This window comes from Rhodococcus sp. KRD175 (assembly GCF_017168275.1).
Lineage (GTDB): Bacteria > Actinomycetota > Actinomycetes > Mycobacteriales > Mycobacteriaceae > Rhodococcoides > Rhodococcoides fascians.
Map to the genome: position 1 here is coordinate 19,707 of NZ_JABFAQ010000062.1, position 20,297 is coordinate 40,003.

The 20,297-nt window shown below is 64.9% G+C and carries 23 protein-coding genes and 1 tRNA gene; 11 read left to right on the forward strand and 13 right to left on the reverse strand.

Translation table 11 applies throughout. The features are described from left to right. Nucleotides 1–5: 5 nt before the first annotated feature. Nucleotides 6–452, reverse strand: coding sequence for a hypothetical protein (locus tag J1M81_RS25345; RefSeq protein WP_206499119.1), 447 nt, complete (start codon nucleotides 450–452; stop codon nucleotides 6–8). Nucleotides 453–564: 112 nt separating this feature from the next. Further along, nucleotides 565–786 carry a DNA-binding protein gene (locus J1M81_RS25350; RefSeq protein ID WP_206499120.1) on the reverse strand — a complete coding sequence of 74 codons (222 nt, stop codon included), beginning with the start codon at nucleotides 784–786 and terminating at the stop codon, nucleotides 565–567. A gap of 115 nt (nucleotides 787–901) precedes the next feature. Here J1M81_RS25350 and J1M81_RS25355 point away from each other — a divergent pair, with 115 nt between their 5' ends. Further along, a complete protein-coding gene (locus J1M81_RS25355; protein WP_206499121.1) occupies nucleotides 902–1,402 on the forward strand; it encodes a helix-turn-helix domain-containing protein in 501 nt (166 codons plus the stop codon). After that, entirely contained in the window at nucleotides 1,389–2,540 is a 1,152-nt protein-coding gene (locus J1M81_RS25360; protein WP_206499122.1) for a tyrosine-type recombinase/integrase, read from the forward strand. Before J1M81_RS25355 ends, J1M81_RS25360 begins: the two co-directional genes overlap by 14 nt. Nucleotides 2,541–2,555: 15 nt before the next feature. Here the strand turns inward: J1M81_RS25360 and J1M81_RS25365 are convergent. The 4 genes from J1M81_RS25365 to J1M81_RS25380 all read right to left on the reverse strand — a co-directional run bounded on the left by J1M81_RS25365 (nucleotide 2,556) and on the right by J1M81_RS25380 (nucleotide 3,993). Next, a tRNA-Ser gene (locus J1M81_RS25365) sits at nucleotides 2,556–2,645 on the reverse strand. Between the two features lie 58 nt (nucleotides 2,646–2,703). Beyond that, the gene (locus tag J1M81_RS25370; protein ID WP_027494609.1) at nucleotides 2,704–2,901 is read right to left on the reverse strand and encodes a CsbD family protein; all 198 of its coding nucleotides are present in this window, start codon (nucleotides 2,899–2,901) and stop codon (nucleotides 2,704–2,706) included. Between the two features lie 93 nt (nucleotides 2,902–2,994). Next, a complete protein-coding gene (locus J1M81_RS25375; protein WP_027494610.1) occupies nucleotides 2,995–3,450 on the reverse strand; it encodes a nucleoside deaminase in 456 nt (151 codons plus the stop codon). Between the two features lie 3 nt (nucleotides 3,451–3,453). Then, entirely contained in the window at nucleotides 3,454–3,993 is a 540-nt protein-coding gene (locus J1M81_RS25380; RefSeq protein WP_027494611.1) for a tRNA adenosine deaminase-associated protein, read from the reverse strand. A gap of 63 nt (nucleotides 3,994–4,056) precedes the next feature. On the opposite strand from J1M81_RS25380, the gene J1M81_RS25385 reads away from it, so the two are divergent. Continuing rightward, a complete protein-coding gene (locus J1M81_RS25385; protein WP_032373333.1) occupies nucleotides 4,057–5,028 on the forward strand; it encodes a prephenate dehydrogenase in 972 nt (323 codons plus the stop codon). Here the strand turns inward: J1M81_RS25385 and J1M81_RS25390 are convergent. After that, entirely contained in the window at nucleotides 5,001–5,516 is a 516-nt protein-coding gene (locus tag J1M81_RS25390; RefSeq protein ID WP_032373332.1) for a putative glycolipid-binding domain-containing protein, read from the reverse strand. The two genes, J1M81_RS25385 and J1M81_RS25390, sit on opposite strands and share 28 nt — an antisense overlap. Nucleotides 5,517–5,815: 299 nt before the next feature. Here J1M81_RS25390 and J1M81_RS25395 point away from each other — a divergent pair, with 299 nt between their 5' ends. Next, a complete protein-coding gene (locus J1M81_RS25395; protein ID WP_032373325.1) occupies nucleotides 5,816–6,163 on the forward strand; it encodes a hypothetical protein in 348 nt (115 codons plus the stop codon). Here J1M81_RS25395 and J1M81_RS25400 read toward each other — a convergent pair. Together J1M81_RS25400 and J1M81_RS25405 are read right to left on the reverse strand one after the other, a co-directional pair. Then, on the reverse strand, nucleotides 6,160–7,983 hold the full coding sequence (locus J1M81_RS25400) for an ABC transporter ATP-binding protein (protein ID WP_206499123.1): 1,824 nt from the start codon (nucleotides 7,981–7,983) through the stop codon (nucleotides 6,160–6,162). The genes J1M81_RS25395 and J1M81_RS25400 overlap by 4 nt on opposite strands. Next, nucleotides 7,976–9,769, reverse strand: a complete 1,794-nt coding sequence (locus tag J1M81_RS25405; RefSeq protein ID WP_206499124.1) for an ABC transporter ATP-binding protein — start codon at nucleotides 9,767–9,769, stop codon at nucleotides 7,976–7,978. Before J1M81_RS25405 ends, J1M81_RS25400 begins: the two co-directional genes overlap by 8 nt. 210 nt (nucleotides 9,770–9,979) lie before the next feature. Between J1M81_RS25405 and J1M81_RS25410 the strand changes: the two genes are divergently transcribed. From J1M81_RS25410 to J1M81_RS25430, 5 genes are read left to right on the forward strand one after another with little or no spacing between them, the layout of a single operon-like run. Further along, the gene (locus tag J1M81_RS25410) at nucleotides 9,980–11,128 is read left to right on the forward strand and encodes a DNA cytosine methyltransferase (RefSeq protein ID WP_179274536.1); all 1,149 of its coding nucleotides are present in this window, start codon (nucleotides 9,980–9,982) and stop codon (nucleotides 11,126–11,128) included. Continuing rightward, nucleotides 11,125–11,556: a very short patch repair endonuclease gene (locus tag J1M81_RS25415; protein ID WP_032373321.1), complete on the forward strand. Its 432-nt coding sequence runs from the start codon at nucleotides 11,125–11,127 to the stop codon at nucleotides 11,554–11,556. Before J1M81_RS25410 ends, J1M81_RS25415 begins: the two co-directional genes overlap by 4 nt. A gap of 56 nt (nucleotides 11,557–11,612) precedes the next feature. After that, entirely contained in the window at nucleotides 11,613–12,671 is a 1,059-nt protein-coding gene (locus J1M81_RS25420) for a hypothetical protein (RefSeq protein WP_206499125.1), read from the forward strand. A 9-nt stretch (nucleotides 12,672–12,680) separates the two neighbouring features. After that, entirely contained in the window at nucleotides 12,681–13,370 is a 690-nt protein-coding gene (locus tag J1M81_RS25425; protein WP_308051317.1) for a DUF998 domain-containing protein, read from the forward strand. Next, complete coding sequence (locus J1M81_RS25430; protein WP_206499126.1) at nucleotides 13,346–13,831, forward strand: GAF domain-containing protein; 486 nt, start codon at nucleotides 13,346–13,348, stop codon at nucleotides 13,829–13,831. Before J1M81_RS25425 ends, J1M81_RS25430 begins: the two co-directional genes overlap by 25 nt. On the opposite strand, the gene dhaL is transcribed toward J1M81_RS25430, so the two are convergent. After that, nucleotides 13,815–15,473 (reverse strand): dihydroxyacetone kinase subunit DhaL, encoded by a 1,659-nt coding sequence (gene dhaL / locus J1M81_RS25435; RefSeq protein ID WP_206499127.1) that lies wholly within the window; start codon nucleotides 15,471–15,473, stop codon nucleotides 13,815–13,817. The two genes, J1M81_RS25430 and dhaL, sit on opposite strands and share 17 nt — an antisense overlap. 70 nt (nucleotides 15,474–15,543) lie before the next feature. Here dhaL and J1M81_RS25440 point away from each other — a divergent pair, with 70 nt between their 5' ends. Further along, nucleotides 15,544–16,095: a YceI family protein gene (locus J1M81_RS25440; protein ID WP_032388009.1), complete on the forward strand. Its 552-nt coding sequence runs from the start codon at nucleotides 15,544–15,546 to the stop codon at nucleotides 16,093–16,095. Between the two features lie 38 nt (nucleotides 16,096–16,133). Beyond that, nucleotides 16,134–16,862, forward strand: coding sequence for an SIMPL domain-containing protein (locus J1M81_RS25445; protein ID WP_230072852.1), 729 nt, complete (start codon nucleotides 16,134–16,136; stop codon nucleotides 16,860–16,862). A gap of 114 nt (nucleotides 16,863–16,976) precedes the next feature. Here the strand turns inward: J1M81_RS25445 and J1M81_RS25450 are convergent, their stop codons facing one another. The 3 genes from J1M81_RS25450 to J1M81_RS25460 are packed head-to-tail and all read right to left on the reverse strand — an operon-like array spanning nucleotide 16,977 to nucleotide 20,232. Further along, nucleotides 16,977–18,086 (reverse strand): CaiB/BaiF CoA-transferase family protein, encoded by a 1,110-nt coding sequence (locus tag J1M81_RS25450; protein ID WP_206499129.1) that lies wholly within the window; start codon nucleotides 18,084–18,086, stop codon nucleotides 16,977–16,979. 31 nt (nucleotides 18,087–18,117) lie between these two features. Beyond that, on the reverse strand, nucleotides 18,118–18,759 hold the full coding sequence (locus tag J1M81_RS25455; protein WP_032399335.1) for a TetR/AcrR family transcriptional regulator: 642 nt from the start codon (nucleotides 18,757–18,759) through the stop codon (nucleotides 18,118–18,120). Between the two features lie 51 nt (nucleotides 18,760–18,810). Beyond that, entirely contained in the window at nucleotides 18,811–20,232 is a 1,422-nt protein-coding gene (locus tag J1M81_RS25460) for a lipase family protein (protein ID WP_032373315.1), read from the reverse strand. Between the last annotated feature and the right edge of the window lie 65 nt (nucleotides 20,233–20,297).

Genomic DNA, 20,297 nt, shown 5'->3' on the forward strand with positions numbered 1-20,297 from the left:
GAACATCAGGCCACCTCGACGATCTGCTGCTTCAGGGCGAGCCTCTGAACTTCTACGTTGTCCATGTTGCTCATGACCGCCTTTGCGACGGCATTCCCGTCAGGCTTGATAGCCGCCGAGATGTAGGTCAGCCAATAGTTTCCGGCCTTCCTCTGATTGAATCGCCATCCGGTGGCTTTGGTCGGCGGTTGGCGAAAGGCTTTTTCCGCCGCCCCGATCAACATTTTTGTCTCGAGTTCCGACAACCCCTCCAGCGGAAAAGCCTCGATCCGACCCGTTGAAGGCGACAGCAAAATCATGCCCAGGTTCTTGAAGACTCGCTTTTTATGCTCGTCGAAGTAGAAGTAGGCCGGACCGAACGGCTTGCGGAGCACCACGCCGAACACCACTGCTGCGGTGAGTTCGACGGCCGGGCATCGGAAGTAGTGGTAGCGGGGAGTATTGTCGGTCATCAGATCGTTCCTTCTTCACGGTTGGTTTCGTTCGTCTCGCCCTCGATGCCCTGGCCGGCGTCGGGGGCATTTTCGTTGGCGTCGAGTTCGTACGGGTCTGGTGTCAGCGGCATCAGGCCGCGCCCGGGCGACCCGAAGTGCCGGTCATCGTGTTCTGAGATACGTAGTCCCGCAGGGCCTCCCACGAGTAGAGGACTGCACGGTTGTTGCGCTTGATGTACTTCGGCCCGCGGTTGCGGTAGCGGTCCTGGGCGAGCGCACCAACTGTTGTGCGAAGAAAGGCTGCCGCCTCAGCTGGAGTGGCGAGCTCGGTTGGAGCAGAGGGTGTGACCATCGAAATCCTTCCTGAACGCATCATCTTGATTCTGTACAACATCATCATGCATGGACCAGCACTGTGAGTCAAGGTGATAGTGGAGAGAATCATTTTGATAGCGCATACTCGTCTCATGGCTGAGAAACGAATTGCGCTCGGACGCACCGGACGGACGGCGGCTGCGAACGTTAAGCGGCTGCGTGAAACGCAGCGGTTGAGTTACGCGGAGATGAGCCGAGTACTCGACGGGCTGGGCCGACCCATCGCGACATTGGGCCTCTCTCGAATTGAGAACGGAGAGAGACGAATAGACGTCGACGATTTGCTTGCACTAGCTCAGGCGCTTGGTGTTTCTCCACTCACGCTGTTGATGCCGACGACCGAAACGGCGGAACAGCCTGTCGAGGCGACCGGACTAGGTGACGTGCCAGCTATCGAACTCTGGCATTGGCTGCGAACGGACTTACCCCTCGGCGCGACCTCGGCCGACGTGATGCGCAACATGGAGTTTCAGTGGAAGTCAAAGCCGCCGTGGCACCTTCCGGAGATCGTCGACCGAGCCCCTATGTCGCCCTCGGATCTACGTCGGATCGCTGACGAGCACGAGAAGAAGTCCCCCCGTGGCAACGATTGAGCGCTACTCGACCAAGGCCGGCAATCGGTACATGGTGCGTTACCGGATGCCGGATCATCGCCAGACCACTAAACGTGGGTTCAGGACGAAGCGAGACGCCGAGGCATTCTCGGCGACCGTCGAAGTCCAGAAGCTCATGGGCGATTACGTTGCGCCGGCACTCGGCCGGGTGACGGTCGCAGAGCTCGCGCCGGATTGGTTGCAGCGCAAACAGATTGACGTTGCACCGTCGAACTACCGGACGCTTGAGTCGGCATGGCGGAATCACGTCGGGCCACGGTGGGGAACCGTACGCCTAGCCGAGATCGAGCCGGCCGCAGTCGAGAGCTGGATCGCGGATCTTGGACGCAGCGGCAAGGGCGCGACCGTTGTCATCCGCGCCTACGGTGTTCTGGCCGGCGTCCTGGACGACGCAGTGAAGCTCCGACGTATCTCGAGAAACCCAGCGCGTGGAGTCGAGAACTTGCCCCGCAAGACAACGAAGCGGCATGTGTACCTCTCGGCCGATGACGTTGCGGCTCTCGCACGTGAATCAGGGCAGCATTCGGCACTGGTGCTCACCCTTGCCTATACCGGCCTGCGCTGGGGCGAGCTGGTGGCGCTCAGGGTCAAAGATGTGGAGTTCCTACGTCGACGCATCAGCGTCCACGACAACGCAGTGCAGCTCGGTGTCGACCATGCCGAGGGGCTGACCAAGAGCCGTCGAGGGCGCTCGGTGCCCGCCCCACAGTTCATCCTTGATCTGCTCTCAGTGCGATGCCGCGGCAAGCAACCGACCGATCTGGTGTTTCCCGGCCCCGAGGGGCGTTACCTCCCCCGGCCGAAGTCCGACGGCGGATGGTTCATCGGCGCAGTGAAGCGCGCCGGCATCCAGACCATCACTCCGCACGACCTCCGGCACACGACGGCGAACCTTGCGATCAGCTCGGGCGTCAACGTCTTGGCACTCGCACGGATGCTCGGACACACGTCGGCAAAGGTCACTCTGGACACGTATGCAGACCTGTTCGACACGGATCTCGATGCCGTGGCGGTGACCATGAATGACGCGTATTCACAGACGAGTGTGGTCAAAATGTGGTCACGCGGGCAGCTTGCGGACGTCGAAAGCGCACAAAAAAGCTCCCCACCTGCGTGAACAGGTGGGGAGCTGTGGCGGTGGCGGAGGGATTTGAACCCTCGGAGGGGGTGAACCCTCACACGCTTTCGAGGCGTGCTCCTTAGGCCGCTCGGACACGCCACCGCAGAAGACTGTACCGGAATGACGGCCTGAGGCTAAATCGCCTGCTCAGAGCGCAAAGTTACTTGCCGGTGAGCTTGTCCTTGATGTTCGAGGCCGCGTCCTTGACCTTCTCGGCACCGTCTTTGAATGCGGCGGAGGTCTGATCGCCCTTGCCCTCTGCTTCGAGGTCCCTGTCTCCGGTTGCCGAACCTGCGGCTTCTTTTGCCTTGCCGCCGAGGTCTTCGGTCTTGTTCGAGATCTTGTCGTCGAGTCCCATGAGTGTCTCCTTCGCAAGTTCGGAGCGCAGCGTTGCGCCCTGCCCTCCACCCTCCCCAATGTTGGACATTCCGGCCACCCCGTGACGAGATCGTTATCTCTGGCGGGCGAAGAACTGGGTCAGCACTTCGGCGCATTCGGCTTCCAACACTCCCCCGCGCACCTGTGGGCGGTGGGTGAGTCGACGGTCTCGGACGACGTCCCACAGCGAGCCAACGGCCCCGGTTTTCGGTTCCCAGGCTCCGAACACCACGGTGCCGACGCGGGCCGCAACGAGGGCACCGGCGCACATCGTGCAGGGTTCCAAAGTGACTGCAAGAGTGCAGTTTTCGAGCCGCCAGCCGTCTCCGTGGACGGCGGCTGCTCGACGCAATGCGAGCACTTCGGCGTGCGCAGTGGGGTCGCCCGACGCCTCCCGCGCATTGCAGGCTCGCGCGATCTCACGTCCCGACGCGTCGTACACGACGGCTCCGACGGGGACGTCGGCGTCCGATGCCTCGGCTGCGGCCGACAGCGCTGCGCGGATCATGTCCGCGTCGGGCAGCGGCATCGGTTACCGCCGCAGCTTGTTCACCGCTGCGGCGAATTCGTCCTCGAAGCCCAGGCGCTCGGCGATGGATTGCAGTTGTTCGTCCGGGTAGTCGTCGGTCTCGGCGACGATGATGCCCAGGACTGCCTCGGGCAGGCCCAGGTCGGCGAGGAGAGCGAGGTCGCCTTCCTCGTAGGGTTCGATGTCGTCGAGTTCGTCGGGGTCGACGTCGGGGATCTCGATGTTGAGTGCGTCGAGGACGTCGGCGGCGATTTCGTAGTCGACGGCGGCGACCGCGTCGGACAGCAGTAGGCGGGTGCCGTTGGGTGCGGGACGCAGGATGACGAAGAATTCCTCGTCCACGTCGAGCAGTCCGAACACCGCTCCCGAGCTGCGTAGTTCACGCAATTCGGTCTCTGCTGCCGACAGGCTGGTCAGTGCGTCGTCGGACAGTGGCGTCACGGTCCACTTGCCGTCCTCTCGGACAACTGCAACGCCGAATCCTTCGAGGTCGTCGTACTCCGATGCGGAGGCACGGTTGTTGTTCGCGCGCTGTGCGGCCATGTGCGCAACGGTAGTCCGGTAGGTGCCGGTATTCGAAGTCCACCTCCCTTGGAAGTCACCCACCTGTGCCAATCTGATCGGGTGACTTCTTCTTCGGTGTGCGTTCTCGGTCTGGGACTGATCGGTGGGTCGATTCTGCGGGCGGCGCACGACGCCGGTCGCCGGGTGTGGGGCTGGAACCGATCGGCCGACGCGATCGCCGGGGCTGCGGACGATGGCTATGACGTCGGCACCGATCTGGCAACCGCCCTGACCAGGGCTGCAGATGAGGATGCGCTGATCGTCATCGCCGTTCCGATGCCTGCCGTCGACTCCGCTCTGCAGGCCATCGCCGAGCACGCACCCACCGCCCCGATCACCGACGTGGTGAGCGTCAAGGCCGAGGTTGCCGCGGCCGTCGCTGCTCGCGGACTACAGGCCCGCTATGTCGGCGGCCATCCGATGGCGGGTACCAACCACTCGGGCTGGTCGGCGACGGACCCGGCACTGTTCGCCGACGCGGTCTGGGTGGTGTCCACGGATTCCGGTGTCGACGCCGACGTGTGGGTGCGGGTGGCCCAGCTGGCCCTGGCCTGCGGTTCGGTGGTCGTTCCGGCCGGCAGCGTCGAGCACGACAGCGCCGTCGCCCGCATCTCGCACCTACCGCATCTGCTGGCCGAGGCGTTGGCGATCGTGGGGGCCGCGGGTGGGCCGTTGGCGCTCGGGCTCGCCGCGGGGTCGTTTCGCGACGGCACCCGGGTGGCGTCCTCGGCGCCGACTCTCGTCCGTGCGATGACCGAGGGCAACGCGACCGCGCTACGAACCGCGCTCGACGAGGCGCTGCATGCGCTCACCACAGCGCGCGAAAAATTGAACGAGAACTCGACCGAAACGCTGGTCGACGCCGGACACGCAGCGCGACTGCAGTACGAGCAGCATCAGCGATTCGACATCACCGACGTAACCCCGGGCGAGCCGGGGTGGCGAGAGAACCTGCAGGACGCGGGGCGACGCGGTGGCGTCGTGCGTCAGATCCGCTCGGCGAGTCCCGGGTAGTCGATGACAAAACCGTCGGCGTCGACCGTCACCGACGATGTCGAGACCGGCGAGATGACGTGGATGCCGTGCGCGCCGCTGCTGTAGGTCAGGGTCGCTTCCTGGATGCTCAGGTCGAGAAGGTTGACGTACACCGTCGGCACCTCGAGGTCCTGGACCTGGGTGTGCAGACCGAATCGTCGGATCGGCAGGGTGTTGAAGAACGGGCTGAGCACCATGTCGACGTCGAGGGCACCGCTGTAGGTCGAGCGCTGGTGGTTGGCGGAGTTCTCCACCATCCAGTAGCCCTCATCGTCGCGGCTGACCGAGGCCTGCCGGTCACCCGACGCGAGCGACGTGCGCACCGAGAGCCTCTTGGTGACGCCGTATTCGTCGGTCACCAGGTCGTACGACGCACTGAACGCGGGATGATCACTGCAGGCGGCACCGATGATGCGTCCGGCAGCTTTGATGCGGTTGCCGGAAAGCTGGACGCGTACGGACTCCATGCGGGGAACGTCGTGCGCTCGCCACGTCAGGATCGAGGGCCAGGATTTCGCGTCGGTGGTGGCGGTTGCGGGAACGGAGACGTGCTCTGCACCCGATGCTTGAGTGATCACGGGTCCTACGGTATGCGACAGGGCCCCCTGTAGAACAAGCGGACGCGACTTTTCTTTGCACCGACCCAGCCGTTCATGCTGCGCTCGGCCTCGGCCGACCCCCGTCGACGTCGACTTCTGGCCCGACACCGTGTGCGACGCCTTACAGCGGCCGGGCCCTGTCGATTTCGCTCACGATTACTAAGGTGATGGCCGTGACGACAGGGAACCCAGGCGGCGGCCAGTTCGATTTCGCGCATTCCGAGCAGGCCGCGAAGAGCCGACAGGACAAGGCGACCGCTCTGGCGCGCTACGTCTGGGAGCGCGGGATCAGCGGCGCGGAACTGCTCGATCTTCCCGACGCCACCCGTCGAAAACTGGCCCGCGCAGCGGACCTGCATCCACCGAGCACGATGGAAACGTGGACCATCGTGGCCGAGTTGCTCGACCGCAAATCCGCGTGGGCGGCCGAGCACCCGGGTCACGACGGGGCGACGCCCCAGCACGCCGACGAGAAGATCATGTGGGTCAAGCCGCCGATCACCCCCTGGACCTAGACGAGCGAGTCCTCCCACGCCTCGTGCAGGTGCGCGAAGCGTCCCTCTCCCGCAATGAGGTCCGCCGGGGTTCCGTCCTCGACGATGTTCCCGTCCGCCATGACGAGGACGCGGTCCGCGATGGCCACGGTCGACAGGCGGTGCGCGATGATCAACGCCGTCCGGCCCTGCAGAATCGTTTCGAGTGCGCGCTGCACCAACCGCTCGCTCGGGATGTCGAGACTCGACGTCGCCTCGTCGAGCACGATCACCGACGGCGCAGCGAGGAACACCCTCGCGAAGGCCACCAATTGCCTTTGGCCCGAGGACAATCGGCCTCCGCGCTTACGCACGTCGGTATCGATCCCTTCGGGGAGCGAGGCGATGAACTCGGTCAGTCCGACGGCCTCCGCGGCAGCGCGGACCTCGGCGTCCGTCGCGTCGGGACGCCCGAGGCGGATGTTGTCGGCCACCGAGCCGGAGAACAGGAACGATTCCTGTGTCACCATGACGACGTTGCGGCGCAGGTCCTCGTCGGAGATGTCGCGCATGTCGATGCCGTCGAGTCGCACGGATCCGGCGGTCGGATCGTAGAAGCGCGCCAACAGCTTTGCCAACGTCGACTTTCCGGCTCCGGTCGCACCGACCATGGCAACCACCTGACCCGCCGGCACGTGCAGCGAGAACTCGGGCAGCACGACGCGCTCGGTGCCGTAGGAGAAGTGCACGTCGTCGAACGTGATGTCTCCCTTCACCGTTCCGATCGACACCGGGTTCTTCGGGTCAACCACCGACGGCTCTTCCTCGAGTACGCCGGAGATCTTCTCCAGTGCAGCGGCGGCCGACTGGTAGGCGTTGAACACCATCGCCAGCTCGTCGAGTGGGCCGTAGAACCGGCGAAGGTACAGCACGTACGCGGCGAGCACGCCGACGTCCATGTGCCCGTTGATCACTCGCCAGCTACCGAACACCAGGATGATCGCCAGAGTGACGTTGCCGATCCACCGAACGATTCCGGTGTAGCTCGCCATGCCGCGCAGGGCCGCGGTGGTGGCATCTCGGTACTCCGAGTCCTCGGTCTCGAGGATCGCGTCGTTGCGACCTTCACGCCGAAAGACCTGTACGGCACGGATTCCGCCCATCGACTCCACGAAATGAACCACCACACGTGCGATCGCCACCCGTGTTCGACGGTATCCCTGGCGTTGGCGCCGTTGTGACCACCGGGTGACGAGCACCAGCGGTACGAAGCCGGCGAGCACGATCATCGCCATCGGAACATCGAGATACACGAGGATGACGGCGATCGAGACCATCGACAGGATGGCCGTCAACGCGTCGTTGAGCGCACTTTCGAGCAGCGTCTGCAACGACTCCACGTCACTGGTCAACCGCGAGATCAACCGTCCCGACGTGTATTTCTCGTGGAACGACAGACTGAGTTTCTGCGCGTGGTCGAACACGCGTCCACGCAGGTCGTAGAGAATGTTCTGACTGAGCCGGCCCGAGACGGTGAGAAACGCGTAGGTGGTGAACATTCCGAGCAGGCCGAAGCCGGTGTATCCGCCCACGGCCCACAGCAGCGGACCCCAATCACCCTGTCCGGCAGCACCGACGCCGCTATCGAGGGCGTAGGCGACGAACAGCGGGCCGGCCACATAGGTGATGTTGTCGATCAGGATGATGACGAAAGACAGCAGGGCCTGCTTCTTGTACGGGCGCACCAGAGAGGCGAGCAACCGCCGAGAACGTCCGGCCAACACCAGGTTTCCGGTGGCGTCGACCTCCGAGTCCTCGCCGCCCACTCCCCGCCAGTCTGCGGTTGCGGTCTGCTCAGCCATGGATCGACCCCATGACGTCGCGGTACCGCGGCGACGACGCCAGCAGTCCCTCGTGCGTTCCCTGCTCCACAATTCTTCCGTTCTCCAGATACAGCACCCGGTCGGCCAACGCCGCAGTCGACGGCCGGTGAGCCACCAGCAACGTCGTCGAATGGGCCAGCACGCGACGTAGTTCCTTCTGCACTTTCGCCTCGGTGTCCACATCGAGTGCCGAGAGCGGGTCGTCGAGCACGAGCACCCGCGGCTTGCCCAGCACCGCACGGGCCAGTGCCAGACGCTGCCGCTGCCCGCCCGACAGACTCATGCCCTGCTCACCGATGCGCGTGGCCAGACCCCACGGCAGCCGGTCGACGAATTCCGTTGCGTGAGCAATCTCCAGCGCCTCGGTGATCTCGGCATCGGACGCGCCGGGAGAGCCGAGCGCGATGTTCTCGCGCGCACTGGCCGAGAACAGCACCGGATCCTCGAACGCTACCGAGACGATCGAGCGCAGATCGGCCAGGCGCATCGACGCCACATCGATACCGTCGATCGAAATGGTGCCGTCGGTGGCGTCGAACAAACGAGGAACGAGGTTCGTCAGTGCCGTCTTTCCGCTGCCGGTGTTGCCGACGAGCGCAACGGTTTCCCCCGGCTCGACGACAAAACTGACATCGGCGAGCAGCGGAGAGGACGCGTCGGGAAAGGTGAATCCGACGCGGTCGAACTGCACTCGGCCACGGATCTTGTCGGGCAATTCGACGGGGTTGTCCGGATCCGTCACGGTTTCCGGGGTGTCGATGATCTCCCAGTACCGATCCGCCGCGGTCCGCGCGTTGTTCAACTCCGCCAGCAGGTATCCGAAGGATTCGATCGGCCACAGCAGGAACGTGACGATGGCGATGGCAGCGACGAGCGTGCCGACCGTCATCGTGCCCTGCACGATCGAGTAGGTTCCCACGGCCAGAATCGCGCCGATGGTGATCGGCTGCAGTCCGACGATCACCGCCCAGATGATCGCGAGATAGCGCACCTTCTTCAGCTCGGTGCCGCGAAGAGTGTAGGCCTGACGCAGAAACTGCTTGCCCAGGTGCGCACTTCGCCCGAACGCCTTCAGAACACGGATGCCCTGAATGGACTCCTCGACCGTCGTCGTCACATCGCCCGCTTGGTCCTGAGCATCACGCGCGACGACGCGGTACAGCGTCTCGAACCTGGTGCAGGCGATCACCAGCGGAACCGATGTCACCAACATGATCAGACCCAATTGCCATGCCTGAACGAGCAATACGCCGATACCCACGACGAGCGTGACGGCATTGATGATGATGAACGGACCGATGAACGCCATGAACCGGCGCAGCGACCCGAGATCAGCGATGGCACGGGAAAGCAGCTGACCCGATTCCCAGCTCTCGTGCGCCGCGACCGACAGCCGTTGCAGCTTGTCGAATACCGTTGCCCGAGCACTGATCTCGAACTGGCTCGACGGGCGGGACACCAGGTATCGACGCACCCAGATGCCGGCCGCGTCGATGGTGCCGAGCAGCAGGATCAAAGCCGCGGGCCACCACACCGCGGAAAAGTTGCGGTCGGCGATGGGCCCGTCGATGACGCGTTGCATCACCAGCGGAATGACGAGGCCGGTGAGGGTCGCGATGAGCGAGACCACGATGGAGCCGATGTAGAACCACTTGTACGGGGCCAGGAACGGCGCGAAACGCTGCAGCGACGTGGGTGTCCGCGCAGCATTCGGGTTCGACTCAACGACGGTTGGGGCTTCGGGGTCGAGCACACCCGTGGACACGTGTTGTTCTCCTTATTGCGGTGCCCGAATGATTTCATTGCTCAGGCTCAGTTTCCAACCGATTTTCGGCGGCGTGCATTCCAGTGTGGAACCTCGAGCACGGTCGAGGTCAAGTTCGACCGACGCTCAGCTTGTGGACCTTCAACGCACCGGCTCTCGAGTAACGTGAACCCGTCGGGCGAGAGAAGGGCACACGTGAGCACACGGTCGATGGTCGGGTTGTTCGCCGGTATCGGCGGGCTCGAGCTGGGGTTGGCCGAGGCAGGGTGGACGACGCAGCTGTTGTGCGAGATCGATCCGGGTGCCGGCGCGGTGCTGTCGGCGCGCATGCCGAACGTTCCGCTGCACACCGACGTCACCACGCTGCGCAGCCTGCCCACCGGCACCGAGCTCGTTGCTGCCGGCTTCCCCTGCCAGGACCTCTCCCAGGCCGGACGGACCGCAGGCATCACCGGGGCTCGCTCCGGGCTGGTCGACGAGGTGTTCCGGCTGGTCTCACGTCGCCGCGGCCCGCGGTGGCTGTTGATGGAGAACGTGCCGTTCATGCTGCAACTCGGACGTGGCGCAGCGATGCGACACATCACCGACGCGCTAGAGGACCTCGGCTACATGTGGGCCTACCGCGTCGTCGACGCCCGTGCGTTCGGGTTGCCGCAGCGTCGACAGCGCGTGGTGATGCTGGCCTCGCGCACCGACGATCCGCGTGAGGTGCTGTTCTCGCAGGATGCCGGGCCGTTGCCCGACGGCGATCCGAGTACTGCGCCCTGCGGCTTCTACTGGACCGAGGGCACCCGCGGACTGGGCTGGGCCGTCAACGCCGTCCCCACCCTCAAGGGCGGTTCCTCCCTCGGCATCGCCAGTCCGCCGGCCGTGCGGTTGCCGTCCGGGGAGATCGTCACGCCCGGCATCATCGGGGCCGAGCGGCTGCAGGGGTTCGATCCGGACTGGACGCTGCCTGCGGTCGAGCGCGCCGGAGTGCGTACCGGGCATCGTTGGAAGCTCGTCGGCAATGCCGTCAGTGTGCGGATGGCGTCGTGGGTCGCCGCCGCACTCGACGACCCGAAGCCCTACGACGTCGCAGGCGACACCGCGTTGCTGCCCGGTCAGGCCTGGCCGACGGCCGCGTGGGGCCGAGACCGCGCGAGCTTCAAGGTGACCGTCTCGACCATGCCGGTGCACGAACCGCCCGAGGACCTGATCGACTTCCTGGACGACTCCACCCTGCTGTCGGCGCGAGCCACGGCCGGGTTCCTCAAGCGCGCGCGAGCCGGCAACCTCCGCTTCGCCGACGGCTTTCTCGACGACCTCGACGCCCACCTCGAGCGCATGGGTGGGTACACGCAACGGGTGTCGGTGTGAGCGCGACACGTCCCGTCACCGACGCGAAAACCAGTGCACGGCTCAGTAAGCAGCGCCGCCGCGACACCAAACCGGAAGTGGCGCTGCGTCGTGAGTTGCACCGACGAGGACTGCGCTATTTCGTCGACCGCGCTCCGCTGAAGGGCATGCGGCGTCGAGCAGATCTGGTGTTTCCCCGTCGCAAAGTGGCGGTCTACGTCGACGGTTGCTTCTGGCACAGTTGCCCCGTCCACGCGACGAAACCCCGCAACAACGCCCAGTGGTGGGCCGACAAGCTGGCTGCCAACGTGGCCCGCGACCGCGACACCGACACCCGCCTGATCGAGGAAGGCTGGCGCGTCGTGCGGATCTGGGAACACGAGGACCCGGTCGTCGCCGCCCAACGCGTCGTCGATGATCTTGCTGCAGATCCGATAGTGACCGACTGAAACCCACAGCACTCCCCGCGCGTCCAACCTGATGATCGGTCGATTCGAGTCGGGGGATGAGGACAGTGCGTAAAAGTTGGGTGCTTGCGGCGATGGCAGCGGCGATGTCGGTATCGACCAGTGGATGCGCGGTGGTGTTGCTCGGCAGCGCGTTCCCCGCCGGTAGTGCGTCGCCTGCGGGGCAGAACCGGTACGGATTCGAGATGTCGGAGGCAGACCGCTATCTGGCCGACTCGGCGGCCTTCGTCCGCAGCCTCGATCCCTGCGGCTTCCTCACCGAGGACGACCTCACCGCCCTCGGCACCGTGGTTCAGTTGCGACCGGACGGTGAACTGAGTACCTGCTCGGCAGAAGTCGACCCTGGGCGGTCGGACGCCACGGACTCCGTGTCGATCAAGCTGAACGGATACCAGCCGACGCCGGCCGACCCGAACTTCGAGCAAGTCACGATCGGCGACGAACAGGTGTACCTCGACGACGCCTCCCGAGGGACGTGTCGCGTCAGCTTCCCGCTGCGCGACGAGTTCGACGGCACCACCTCCGGGCCCATGGACGATGTCCTCACCGAATCGGGTCGTAGTTTCGCCACGATCGACGTCTATCTTGCTGACGGAGACGCCTGCAGTGCAGCGAAATCCGTCACCGAGACCGCACTCGGCCTCGTGAGCGATCCACCACTCCGTGCCGATTCCAGGTACAACCTTCCGTTGGCCACGAAGGATCCGTGCAGCGTTCTGGAGCATCTGCCCGAGACCTGGACTGTCGACCGGTGGAACCCTGCCGCGGATCCGTACGGCTGCCACTTCGAGGCGTCGTCGGCGACGTTCGAGGACAACCTGGTACTGCTCGACGTCGCGCTCACCTACGACGACAGCGACTTGCGTTCGACAGATCGCGAGAAGATCCGGCAGGGCGGTTACACCGTCGAGACTCGCGACTCGGATTCGGTGTGTTCGGCCGACATCGTGTTGGGCAACCCCGTTCTCGGCCTGCCCGATAACGAGGACTCGGCCGCGCGTTACGCCCGCACGGTTCCCGAGCTGTCCGTCATGGCGGACGACTGCGACTCCGCCGTCGCGCTGGCGGTGGCAGCTGCCGACGAGCTCACTGGTTAGCCTTGGTCGGTGCGCTCGAAAACCGAAGGTGTGGATATCCGCCGAGTAATCGCGGTGGTGTTTCTGATCCTCGCCGGGGTGCTGTACTCCGCGTGGGTGGCCGAATTCTTCCTCGACACCGGGCTCGACCCGGCCCGGTCGTTCCTCAGCGAACTCGATGCCCGCGATCAGCCGTACCGCGAATTCTTCTCCACCGCAGACGTGGTCACGGGTTCGCTGATGATCCTCGCCGCCGTGCTCGGTTTCCTCGTCAGCCCTCGCCGACGGCTCATCGTCACCGGCTGGGTGGCGTCGGGCATCTTCGGTATTGCCACCATCGCCGACGCGAAACTGCCACTCGAGTGTGTGGCCGCCGACGATCCGAGCTGCCCGATCGAGCCCAGCGGGTTGTTCCCCCAGCTTCATCATCTTCATGCTTTGACGAGCACCATCGCGGTGTTCGCGATTTTCACGGTCATGATCGCGTTCACGCTCGCCGCATTCCGCTACGGGGCCTATCCCCTGCTTCGGACGCTCGGTGTCGCAGTACTGGCCGTCACCGCCCTCGCCACGGCGTGGCTGATGATCGCCGACAACCTTCCCGGCGATCACGGCCTCGGCATCGCTCAGCGGGTGCAGGTGGGCGGGATGTCGGCGTATCTGGTGGTGCTGGGGTGTGCGCTTAGACTCGGCGCATGTCCTTCACCGCGACAGCACTGAACGGGTCCAAGGTCGAGCAGTACCAGCAGCTCGCCGAGCAGGCCAGGGGCCTCGTCTACGAGGAATCCAACCTGATCGCCAACGCCGCCAATCTCTCCGCGTTGGTCTATCACGCTCTGCCCGACGTCAATTGGGTCGGCTTCTACCTGTTCGACGGCACCGAACTGGTAGTCGGTCCGTTCCAGGGCCAGCCTGCCTGTGTTCGTATCGAGCTGAGCAAAGGGGTCTGCGGCGCTGCCGCGACCACCCGCGAGACACAGCGAGTGGCCGACGTTCATGCCTTCCCCGGCCACATCGCGTGCGATGCGAACACTCGCTCCGAGGTCGTCGTTCCGCTGTACCAGGGCGAGAAACTGATCGGTGTCTTCGATCTGGACAGCCCGATACCCGATCGCTTCGACGCCGACGATCAGGCCGGCCTCGAAGCGATCGCGGCGGTGTTTCTCAGCTCGCTGGAGTAGAACTAGCTGCTGCCTCGAAGAACCAGGCCATGACCAACGCACCGGGGTCGACGACGCCTCGCGCGGCCTCACCGACATAGCTGGCGCGGCCCCGGTTGGCGGTGATGTCCTTGGTCGATTCGGCTCCGGACTTCGCGGCGTCGGCGGCATCCTGCAGGGTGCCGCCGTCTTTCTCGAGCGCGTCGACGGCCGGGGCAATGGCGTCGATCATCGTCTTGTCGCCCACGCGGGCTCCACCGAGTTCGGTGATGCTGTCCAGTCCGGCCCGCGCGGCCGCTGCGACAGCCACGGCAGATGGCTCGGATTCGAGCATCGTTCGGTAGAACTGGCGGAACCAGATGCCGAACAGTGCACCGGACGTACCGCCTGCGTGGCCGAGGTAGGCCTCGCTCACGGCTTCGAATACCGTTGCTGCCGAATAGGTTTCCTTGATCGCGTCGAGGTCGAGTTGTTCCAGTGCGGCCACCATGTTGGTACCGAAGTCGCCGTCGCCCGCCTTGCGATCCAACTCGGTCAGAGCGGGCTCCTCGTCGAGTACCCGCTGGGCCCACGACCCGATCCACTCCGAGACGAATGCCGACTTCTCTCCGGTGTCGGACGGCGAGAAAGTCGGCCCGAATGCGCCGCGCTCGCCCACCGGTTTCGCGCCTTGGTTCTGCGCGTTGGGCCAACCGGGCGCATGGGTGGGGGCGTCCCAGAGTTCGAGCATCTCGTCGTCGGCGCGCACCAGAGTGATGGACGCTCCGCCCATGTTGAGCGCGGTGACAAAACTTCCGACGAGTGAGCGGGTTATCTCGATGCCCTTACCCGCGAGGTACTCCGAGAGTTCTCCGAACAGCAGATGCAGTTCGAGCGGGTGCGTTGCGCCGAGCCCGTTGACGATGGCGATCACCGATTCGCCCGAGTTCAATCCGAGCGAGCTCACGATGGGCTCGGTCAGCTTCTCGACGACCTCCTGAGCAGGCAGCCGGGGCACCCGGTCGGTGCCGCGCTCGCCGTGGATACCGATGCCGAGTTCGATTTCCTCCTTGGGCAGTTCGAACGACGGCCCGTCGGCACCCGGTAGCGTCGGCGGGTTCAGTGCGACCGCCATGCTGCGCGCGTTCTCCGCTGTTCGACGCCCCAGCGCGACCACCGCCTGCAGGCTGTCGCCACGTTCTGCCGCTGCGCCGCACACCTTTTCGACGACGATGGTCGCGGCAGTGCCACGGCGACCCGGGCCGTCCTCGCTCTCGCTGGCCACGTCGTCGTCGACGAGAACGACATCGGCTGCAATACCGTCTTCCTGCAACAAGTCTCGGGCGATCTTGAAGTTCATCACGTCGCCGGTGTAGTTCTTCACGATGTGCACCACTCCGCCGCCGGAGTCCACGGCCTTGGATGCCTCGTGTACTTGGAGGGCGTTCGGTGACGTGAACACCAGGCCGGGGCACGCGCCGGTGAGCATGCCGCGACCGATGAATCCGGCATGCATCGGCTCGTGGCCCGATCCGCCACCGGACAGCAGCGCGACTTGACCGTCGGAGATGCGATAGCGACGGGTGAGGAATCCGGGATCGGCGTGCCAGGTGACGTCGTCGGTGGCGGCCACGAAGCCGCGGAGGGCGTCGGCGACGAATGTTCGAGGAGAATTGGAGAACATTCCTTCACACTAAGCCTCCATTGTCGGCTTCGGTGAGCTGCCGGGCCGCCGCGCGTCCACAGTCGCGAAGATGACCACCGAGACCTGGGCTTTCGACGCATCGGACGGCGGGCAGCTGGCTGTTCGGACGGATGTCACCGGGAGGGCATCGAAGATGGGGCATCGACTCACGATTGCGGTGACCTCCTGGACCGCGACGGTCGAGTGGTCCGGGGACGCCCCCACCGCGGTGTCACTGACCGCCGAGGTCGGCTCACTCGAGGTGATCCACGGCGAGGGCGGACTGACACCGCTGATCGGGCCGGAGAAGATCGTCGCAAAAGCCAACGCACTCAAGACCTTCGACGCCAATCGGTACCCGACAATTCGATTTCGTTCGGAGGAGATCACTGCCGTTGCCTCCGGATTTCGCTTGGCGGGCACCGCCGAGATACACGGTGTCTCGAAGGAGATCACCGTGGACGTGGACGTCACCGACTCCGGCGACAGATGGCAGATCGGTTCCGAAACTACCGTGCGTCAAACGGATTACAAGATCACGCCGTATTCGCAGATGTTCGGAGCCATGAAGGTGGCAGACGACGTGACCGTCACGTTCGACGCCGAGTATCGCAAGCCCTGAGCCTTCCCAATTCACCTGCAATGGTGGACACTACGGCGGTGAACCGAAATCGATGGACGATCGGATCGTGCGCATCGGCCCTGGTGTTGGCCGCAGCCCTGACCGCAGGCTGCAGCAGTCCGGCGACCACGTCCCCGGACGGACCTCCCGGAGTGAACGTCAACGGAGTGGGCGAAGTCCAGGGTGCACCGGACACGTTGACGACTCAGATCGGCGTTCAGGCCACAGCCGAGGACGTCACTGCCGCCATCGAACAGGCCAATGCTGCAGTTACCGAGGTGACCGACGCAGTGATTGCTGCCGGCGTCGCGCGCGAGGACATTCAGACGCAGCAGGTGTCGATCGATCCGCAGTACTCCGGAGCACTGCCGGGCGGCACCTCGGCCATCTCCGGATATCAGGCCACCAACACGTTGCAGGTCACGGTGCGCGACCTGTCGAAGGCGTCTGCAGTCCTGGGCGACGCCACCTCCGCCGGTGGCAACGCGACCCGAATCTCCGGGGTCTCGTTCAAGATCGACGACGATTCCGAGCTGATCACCGATGCCCGGTCCAGGGCGTTCGCCGACGCCCGCGATCGCGCCGAGCAGTATGCGTCGCTCGCAGGCGGCGAACTCGGTGACGTTCTGTCGATCACCGAGTCGATCACCGGTCAGGAGCAGCCGACGAGCTTTCGCGACTCCGCTTCGTTCGACACGGCAGTGCCCATCGAACCGGGACAGCAGACCGTCAGCGTGTCCGTGTCGGTGAAGTGGGCGCTGAACTAGCGCAGCGAGTTACTGCCGCTGCAACTATTGCTCCACTGAAGAGGTTGCAGACCGGGGATTCGCCGACTCGAGCCCTGGAGTGGAGCACAAGTTGCAGGACCCCCACGCACGGGCTCAGCCGGCCGGCGGGGGCGGCAGCCGGTAGTTCACCGGGGTCGTCGAGAAATCCACCGGATTTCGGACGCCCTCGGCCACTGCCCCGGGAACCTCGATGCGTGGTTCGAGACCCAACGACTGCGCGAACGCGAATGCCTCCTCGATGGAATTGACCGGCCCGGCGGGAACGTGCCGCGCCATCAGTTCTCGATACCATTCGTCCGCAGTACGCGTCTGCAACGCCGTGTTGAGCAGGTCGACCAACTGATCTCGATGTTCGACGCGAGCAGAATTGGACGAGAAGCGTTGATCCGCAACCAGATCCGGGGTACCCAGCACGTCGACCAACGCCTGGAACTGCCGATCGTTGCCCACGGCCAACGCGAGCGGTCGATCGGCGGTCTCGAACACCTCGTACGGCACCAACGACGGATGCTTGTTGCCCATCGGAACCGGCACGGTGCCCGCCCCGAGATATGCCGCCGACTGATTGCTGAGTGCGGACAGTACCGACGCCATCAGCGAGGTGTGTACCTGCTGACCCGCACCGGTGTTCGATCGATGATGCAGTGCGGCAAGGATTCCGCTCAGCGCATGCAGACCGGTGACGATATCGACCATCGCCACGCCCACTTTCGTCGGTGTGGATGCGTCGGGTCCGGTGACGCTCATCAGCCCGCCGACGGCTTGGACCACCAGATCGTATCCAGGAAGAGCAGCACCGCCGCCGGTACCGAAGCCGGTGATCGAGCAGTAGATCAGGCCAGGGTTCGTCTGCGCGACAGCCTGATAGCCGAGACCGAGCCGGTCCATCGTTCCGGCGCGGAAGTTCTCGATCACGATGTCTGCGCCCGCGACGATCTCACGGGCCTCGGCCACACCGCTCTCGGACTGCAGGTCGATGAACCGAGACGTCTTGTTCCGATTGACCGAGTTGAAATACGTTGCCGTACCGGCAGAATCGTACGGCGGACCCCACAATCGGGTGTCGTCGCCGCTGCCGGGCCGCTCGATCTTGATCACGTCCGCGCCCATGTCGCCGAGCATCATCGTCGCGTACGGTCCGGCGAGTACACGAGAGAAGTCCGCGACCACGAGGCCTGCGAGCGGACCGGTGGCGTCTGTCATCGGTCCACTGTATTGCGCGGCCGGCTGCAGTTCAGTTCAGGTCCGGAACGAACGCTGCCAGGACGGCAACCATCGTGTCCACGATCTGCTCGATGGGTGGACGAGGCGGAGCAGTGCGGGACCAGTCGGAGACGATCTCGGTGAGCGCACCGAGGAATGCCGTTGCGGCCAAGCGGTATCCACCCGGGGGAACGAAATCGGAACCGACTTCCGAGCGCAGGGTGTTCTCGAAGAACTCCACCCACTGCGCACGTCGGCGCGTCCGATGCTGTTCGACGGCATCGCTGACACCCAGCATCTCCAGATAGGAGATGCGCGCCCGACGTGGGTCACCTCCGATCGATCCGACCAGGGCCGTCATCGCTGCGACGACCAGAGAGCGACGATCACGGTCGACCTGCTCGTCGAGTGCGGCGACGACGGCGGCCAGCGCGTCGTCTTGGATCAGGTCGTAGACGTCCACGAGCAGCGCCTCACGGTTGGCGAACTCACTGTAGAACTGACTGCGTGCGAGGCCGGCCGCGGCGCAGATGTCCGCCACCGAGGTGGCGGCGTATCCGCGTCCCCCGACGACCTCGATAGCCGCGTGCAAGAACCGAGCTCGACGATCGGCTTTCCGAACAGCGGAGGATCGTCCGGCGTAGATGCGGCCCTGATCATCGGCGACAGTCACCGAGGGAGTCTACAGGCGACGCACCGTTCGCAGCCCCGCTGATGGGTTCCATCACGACCCGATCGGCTTCCCGAACAATCCGGCGATTATCTCGCCGACGGCCGCGACGAACGTCGGGTGCGCACGCGTGTCGAGCGCCATCGAGCCGACATCGTTCGTCCGGCAACCCGGTTCCACCGGAACACCGGCAAATCGGTCGCGCATCCACAACACCGCACTCGGAAAAGCGATCAGCTCCAGGCTGATGTGCTCACTGAAATGATCGCGGGTGTAGGTGACGTCGGCACCCGGACGGCTGCAGTACGACTCGACCATCGCGTTGACCGGCCCGATCGGCACCAGCCAGTCCGGGTTGGAATGGTAGACGTAGAGCGGCATGTTCGGAGTGGTGCGGCCGAGCTGCATCGCAGACAGGGCCTTCTTCACCACCGGTTGCTGGATCGGGTCGCCGTCGGTGTGCAGCAAGCCTTTCAGGTTGACGAACGGCAGCAGCGCCGACGAGTAGCCGACACAGAGGTTGTCCTTGGCCGCGAACAACGTTCTACCGAACGGGTCGACGTGTTCGTCGATGAAGGCGGCCAGCTCGGGACTCTCGCGGCTGGCACCGATGATGCCGGCGGCGACGATGCCCGATCCCAGGGTGTTGTTCGCGTTGTCGACCAATGCCCCGAGTTCGGCCGGGGTGCCGCCCTCGGTGACTCCGACGATATCGAGCTCAGGGGCGTAGTTTTCGGCCAGTTCTGCTGCGTGCCCGGTGGCGATCGCGCCACCGGAGTAGCCGCTCATCCCCACCTTGGTGGCCTCCCCGGCCAACTGCATCGGCGCGAAGTTCTCGGCAGCTCGGATGCCGTCGAGTGTGATCCGACCGGCGACCGGCCCGGCGGCGAACGAATTGTTCGGGCCCTGATGATCGGGTACCGACACCGCCCATCCTTGCGCCAACGCTGCCTGCACTTCGAGGAATTGAGCGCCCGACGTCACCGCGCCGGTCACCGGCCAGGGGATGGCACCCGCTCGCATCGCGTACGACGGAGCGCAGTAGGCCGCGAGAGAATCCTCGGCCACCTGGATGGAGATCAACGGACGCGGTGCCGCAGGCACTCCCCGCGGCTTGATGACCGTGGTCACGGCGGCGATCGGCTCGTCGCGCCCGTTGTTGGACCGGAACGACAACTGCCACGCGTCGACCTGCGTGGGAATGACGTTGAGAGTAGCCAGCTCGACGGGCCGTGCGGCGATGACCTGGCCCGGCGCGGCCGCTGCCACCACGTCGGCGGGAGGAAGGTAGAAGTCGGTGTCGAACTCGGGAATCTTCGGCCACGTGAGCGGCGGCAAAGGCGGCTGAACCTCCACACCGGCCGGACCGCTGGAATCGGGTGCAGCGGAAGCGGGGCTGGTCGTAGCGGCAACGGCGGCGGCTACGGTCGCCACACCGATCGCTACCCGCAGCGTCCAAGATCGGGCAGAAGACACGGCTGTACTCCTTCGCGCCGGACAACGGGGTCCACAGGACGCGCGCCCGGCGACATTTCGTACAG

Bases quoted from the DNA above. Each gene is read 5' to 3' on its own strand.
- J1M81_RS25345 (WP_206499119.1), bottom strand. From the start codon at position 452: ATGACCGACAATACTCCCCGCTACCACTACTTCCGATGCCCGGCCGTC.
- J1M81_RS25350 (WP_206499120.1), bottom strand. From the start codon at position 786: ATGGTCACACCCTCTGCTCCAACCGAGCTCGCCACTCCAGCTGAGGCG.
- J1M81_RS25355 (WP_206499121.1), top strand. From the start codon at position 902: ATGGCTGAGAAACGAATTGCGCTCGGACGCACCGGACGGACGGCGGCT.
- J1M81_RS25370 (WP_027494609.1), bottom strand. From the start codon at position 2,901: ATGGGACTCGACGACAAGATCTCGAACAAGACCGAAGACCTCGGCGGC.
- J1M81_RS25375 (WP_027494610.1), bottom strand. From the start codon at position 3,450: ATGCCGCTGCCCGACGCGGACATGATCCGCGCAGCGCTGTCGGCCGCA.
- J1M81_RS25380 (WP_027494611.1), bottom strand. From the start codon at position 3,993: ATGGCCGCACAGCGCGCGAACAACAACCGTGCCTCCGCATCGGAGTAC.
- J1M81_RS25390 (WP_032373332.1), bottom strand. From the start codon at position 5,516: ATGGAGTCCGTACGCGTCCAGCTTTCCGGCAACCGCATCAAAGCTGCC.
- J1M81_RS25395 (WP_032373325.1), top strand. From the start codon at position 5,816: ATGGCCGTGACGACAGGGAACCCAGGCGGCGGCCAGTTCGATTTCGCG.
- J1M81_RS25400 (WP_206499123.1), bottom strand. From the start codon at position 7,983: ATGGCTGAGCAGACCGCAACCGCAGACTGGCGGGGAGTGGGCGGCGAG.
- J1M81_RS25410 (WP_179274536.1), top strand. From the start codon at position 9,980: ATGGTCGGGTTGTTCGCCGGTATCGGCGGGCTCGAGCTGGGGTTGGCC.
- J1M81_RS25420 (WP_206499125.1), top strand. From the start codon at position 11,613: ATGAGGACAGTGCGTAAAAGTTGGGTGCTTGCGGCGATGGCAGCGGCG.
- J1M81_RS25430 (WP_206499126.1), top strand. From the start codon at position 13,346: ATGTCCTTCACCGCGACAGCACTGAACGGGTCCAAGGTCGAGCAGTAC.
- dhaL (WP_206499127.1), bottom strand. From the start codon at position 15,473: ATGTTCTCCAATTCTCCTCGAACATTCGTCGCCGACGCCCTCCGCGGC.
- J1M81_RS25440 (WP_032388009.1), top strand. From the start codon at position 15,544: ATGACCACCGAGACCTGGGCTTTCGACGCATCGGACGGCGGGCAGCTG.
- J1M81_RS25450 (WP_206499129.1), bottom strand. From the start codon at position 18,086: ATGACAGACGCCACCGGTCCGCTCGCAGGCCTCGTGGTCGCGGACTTC.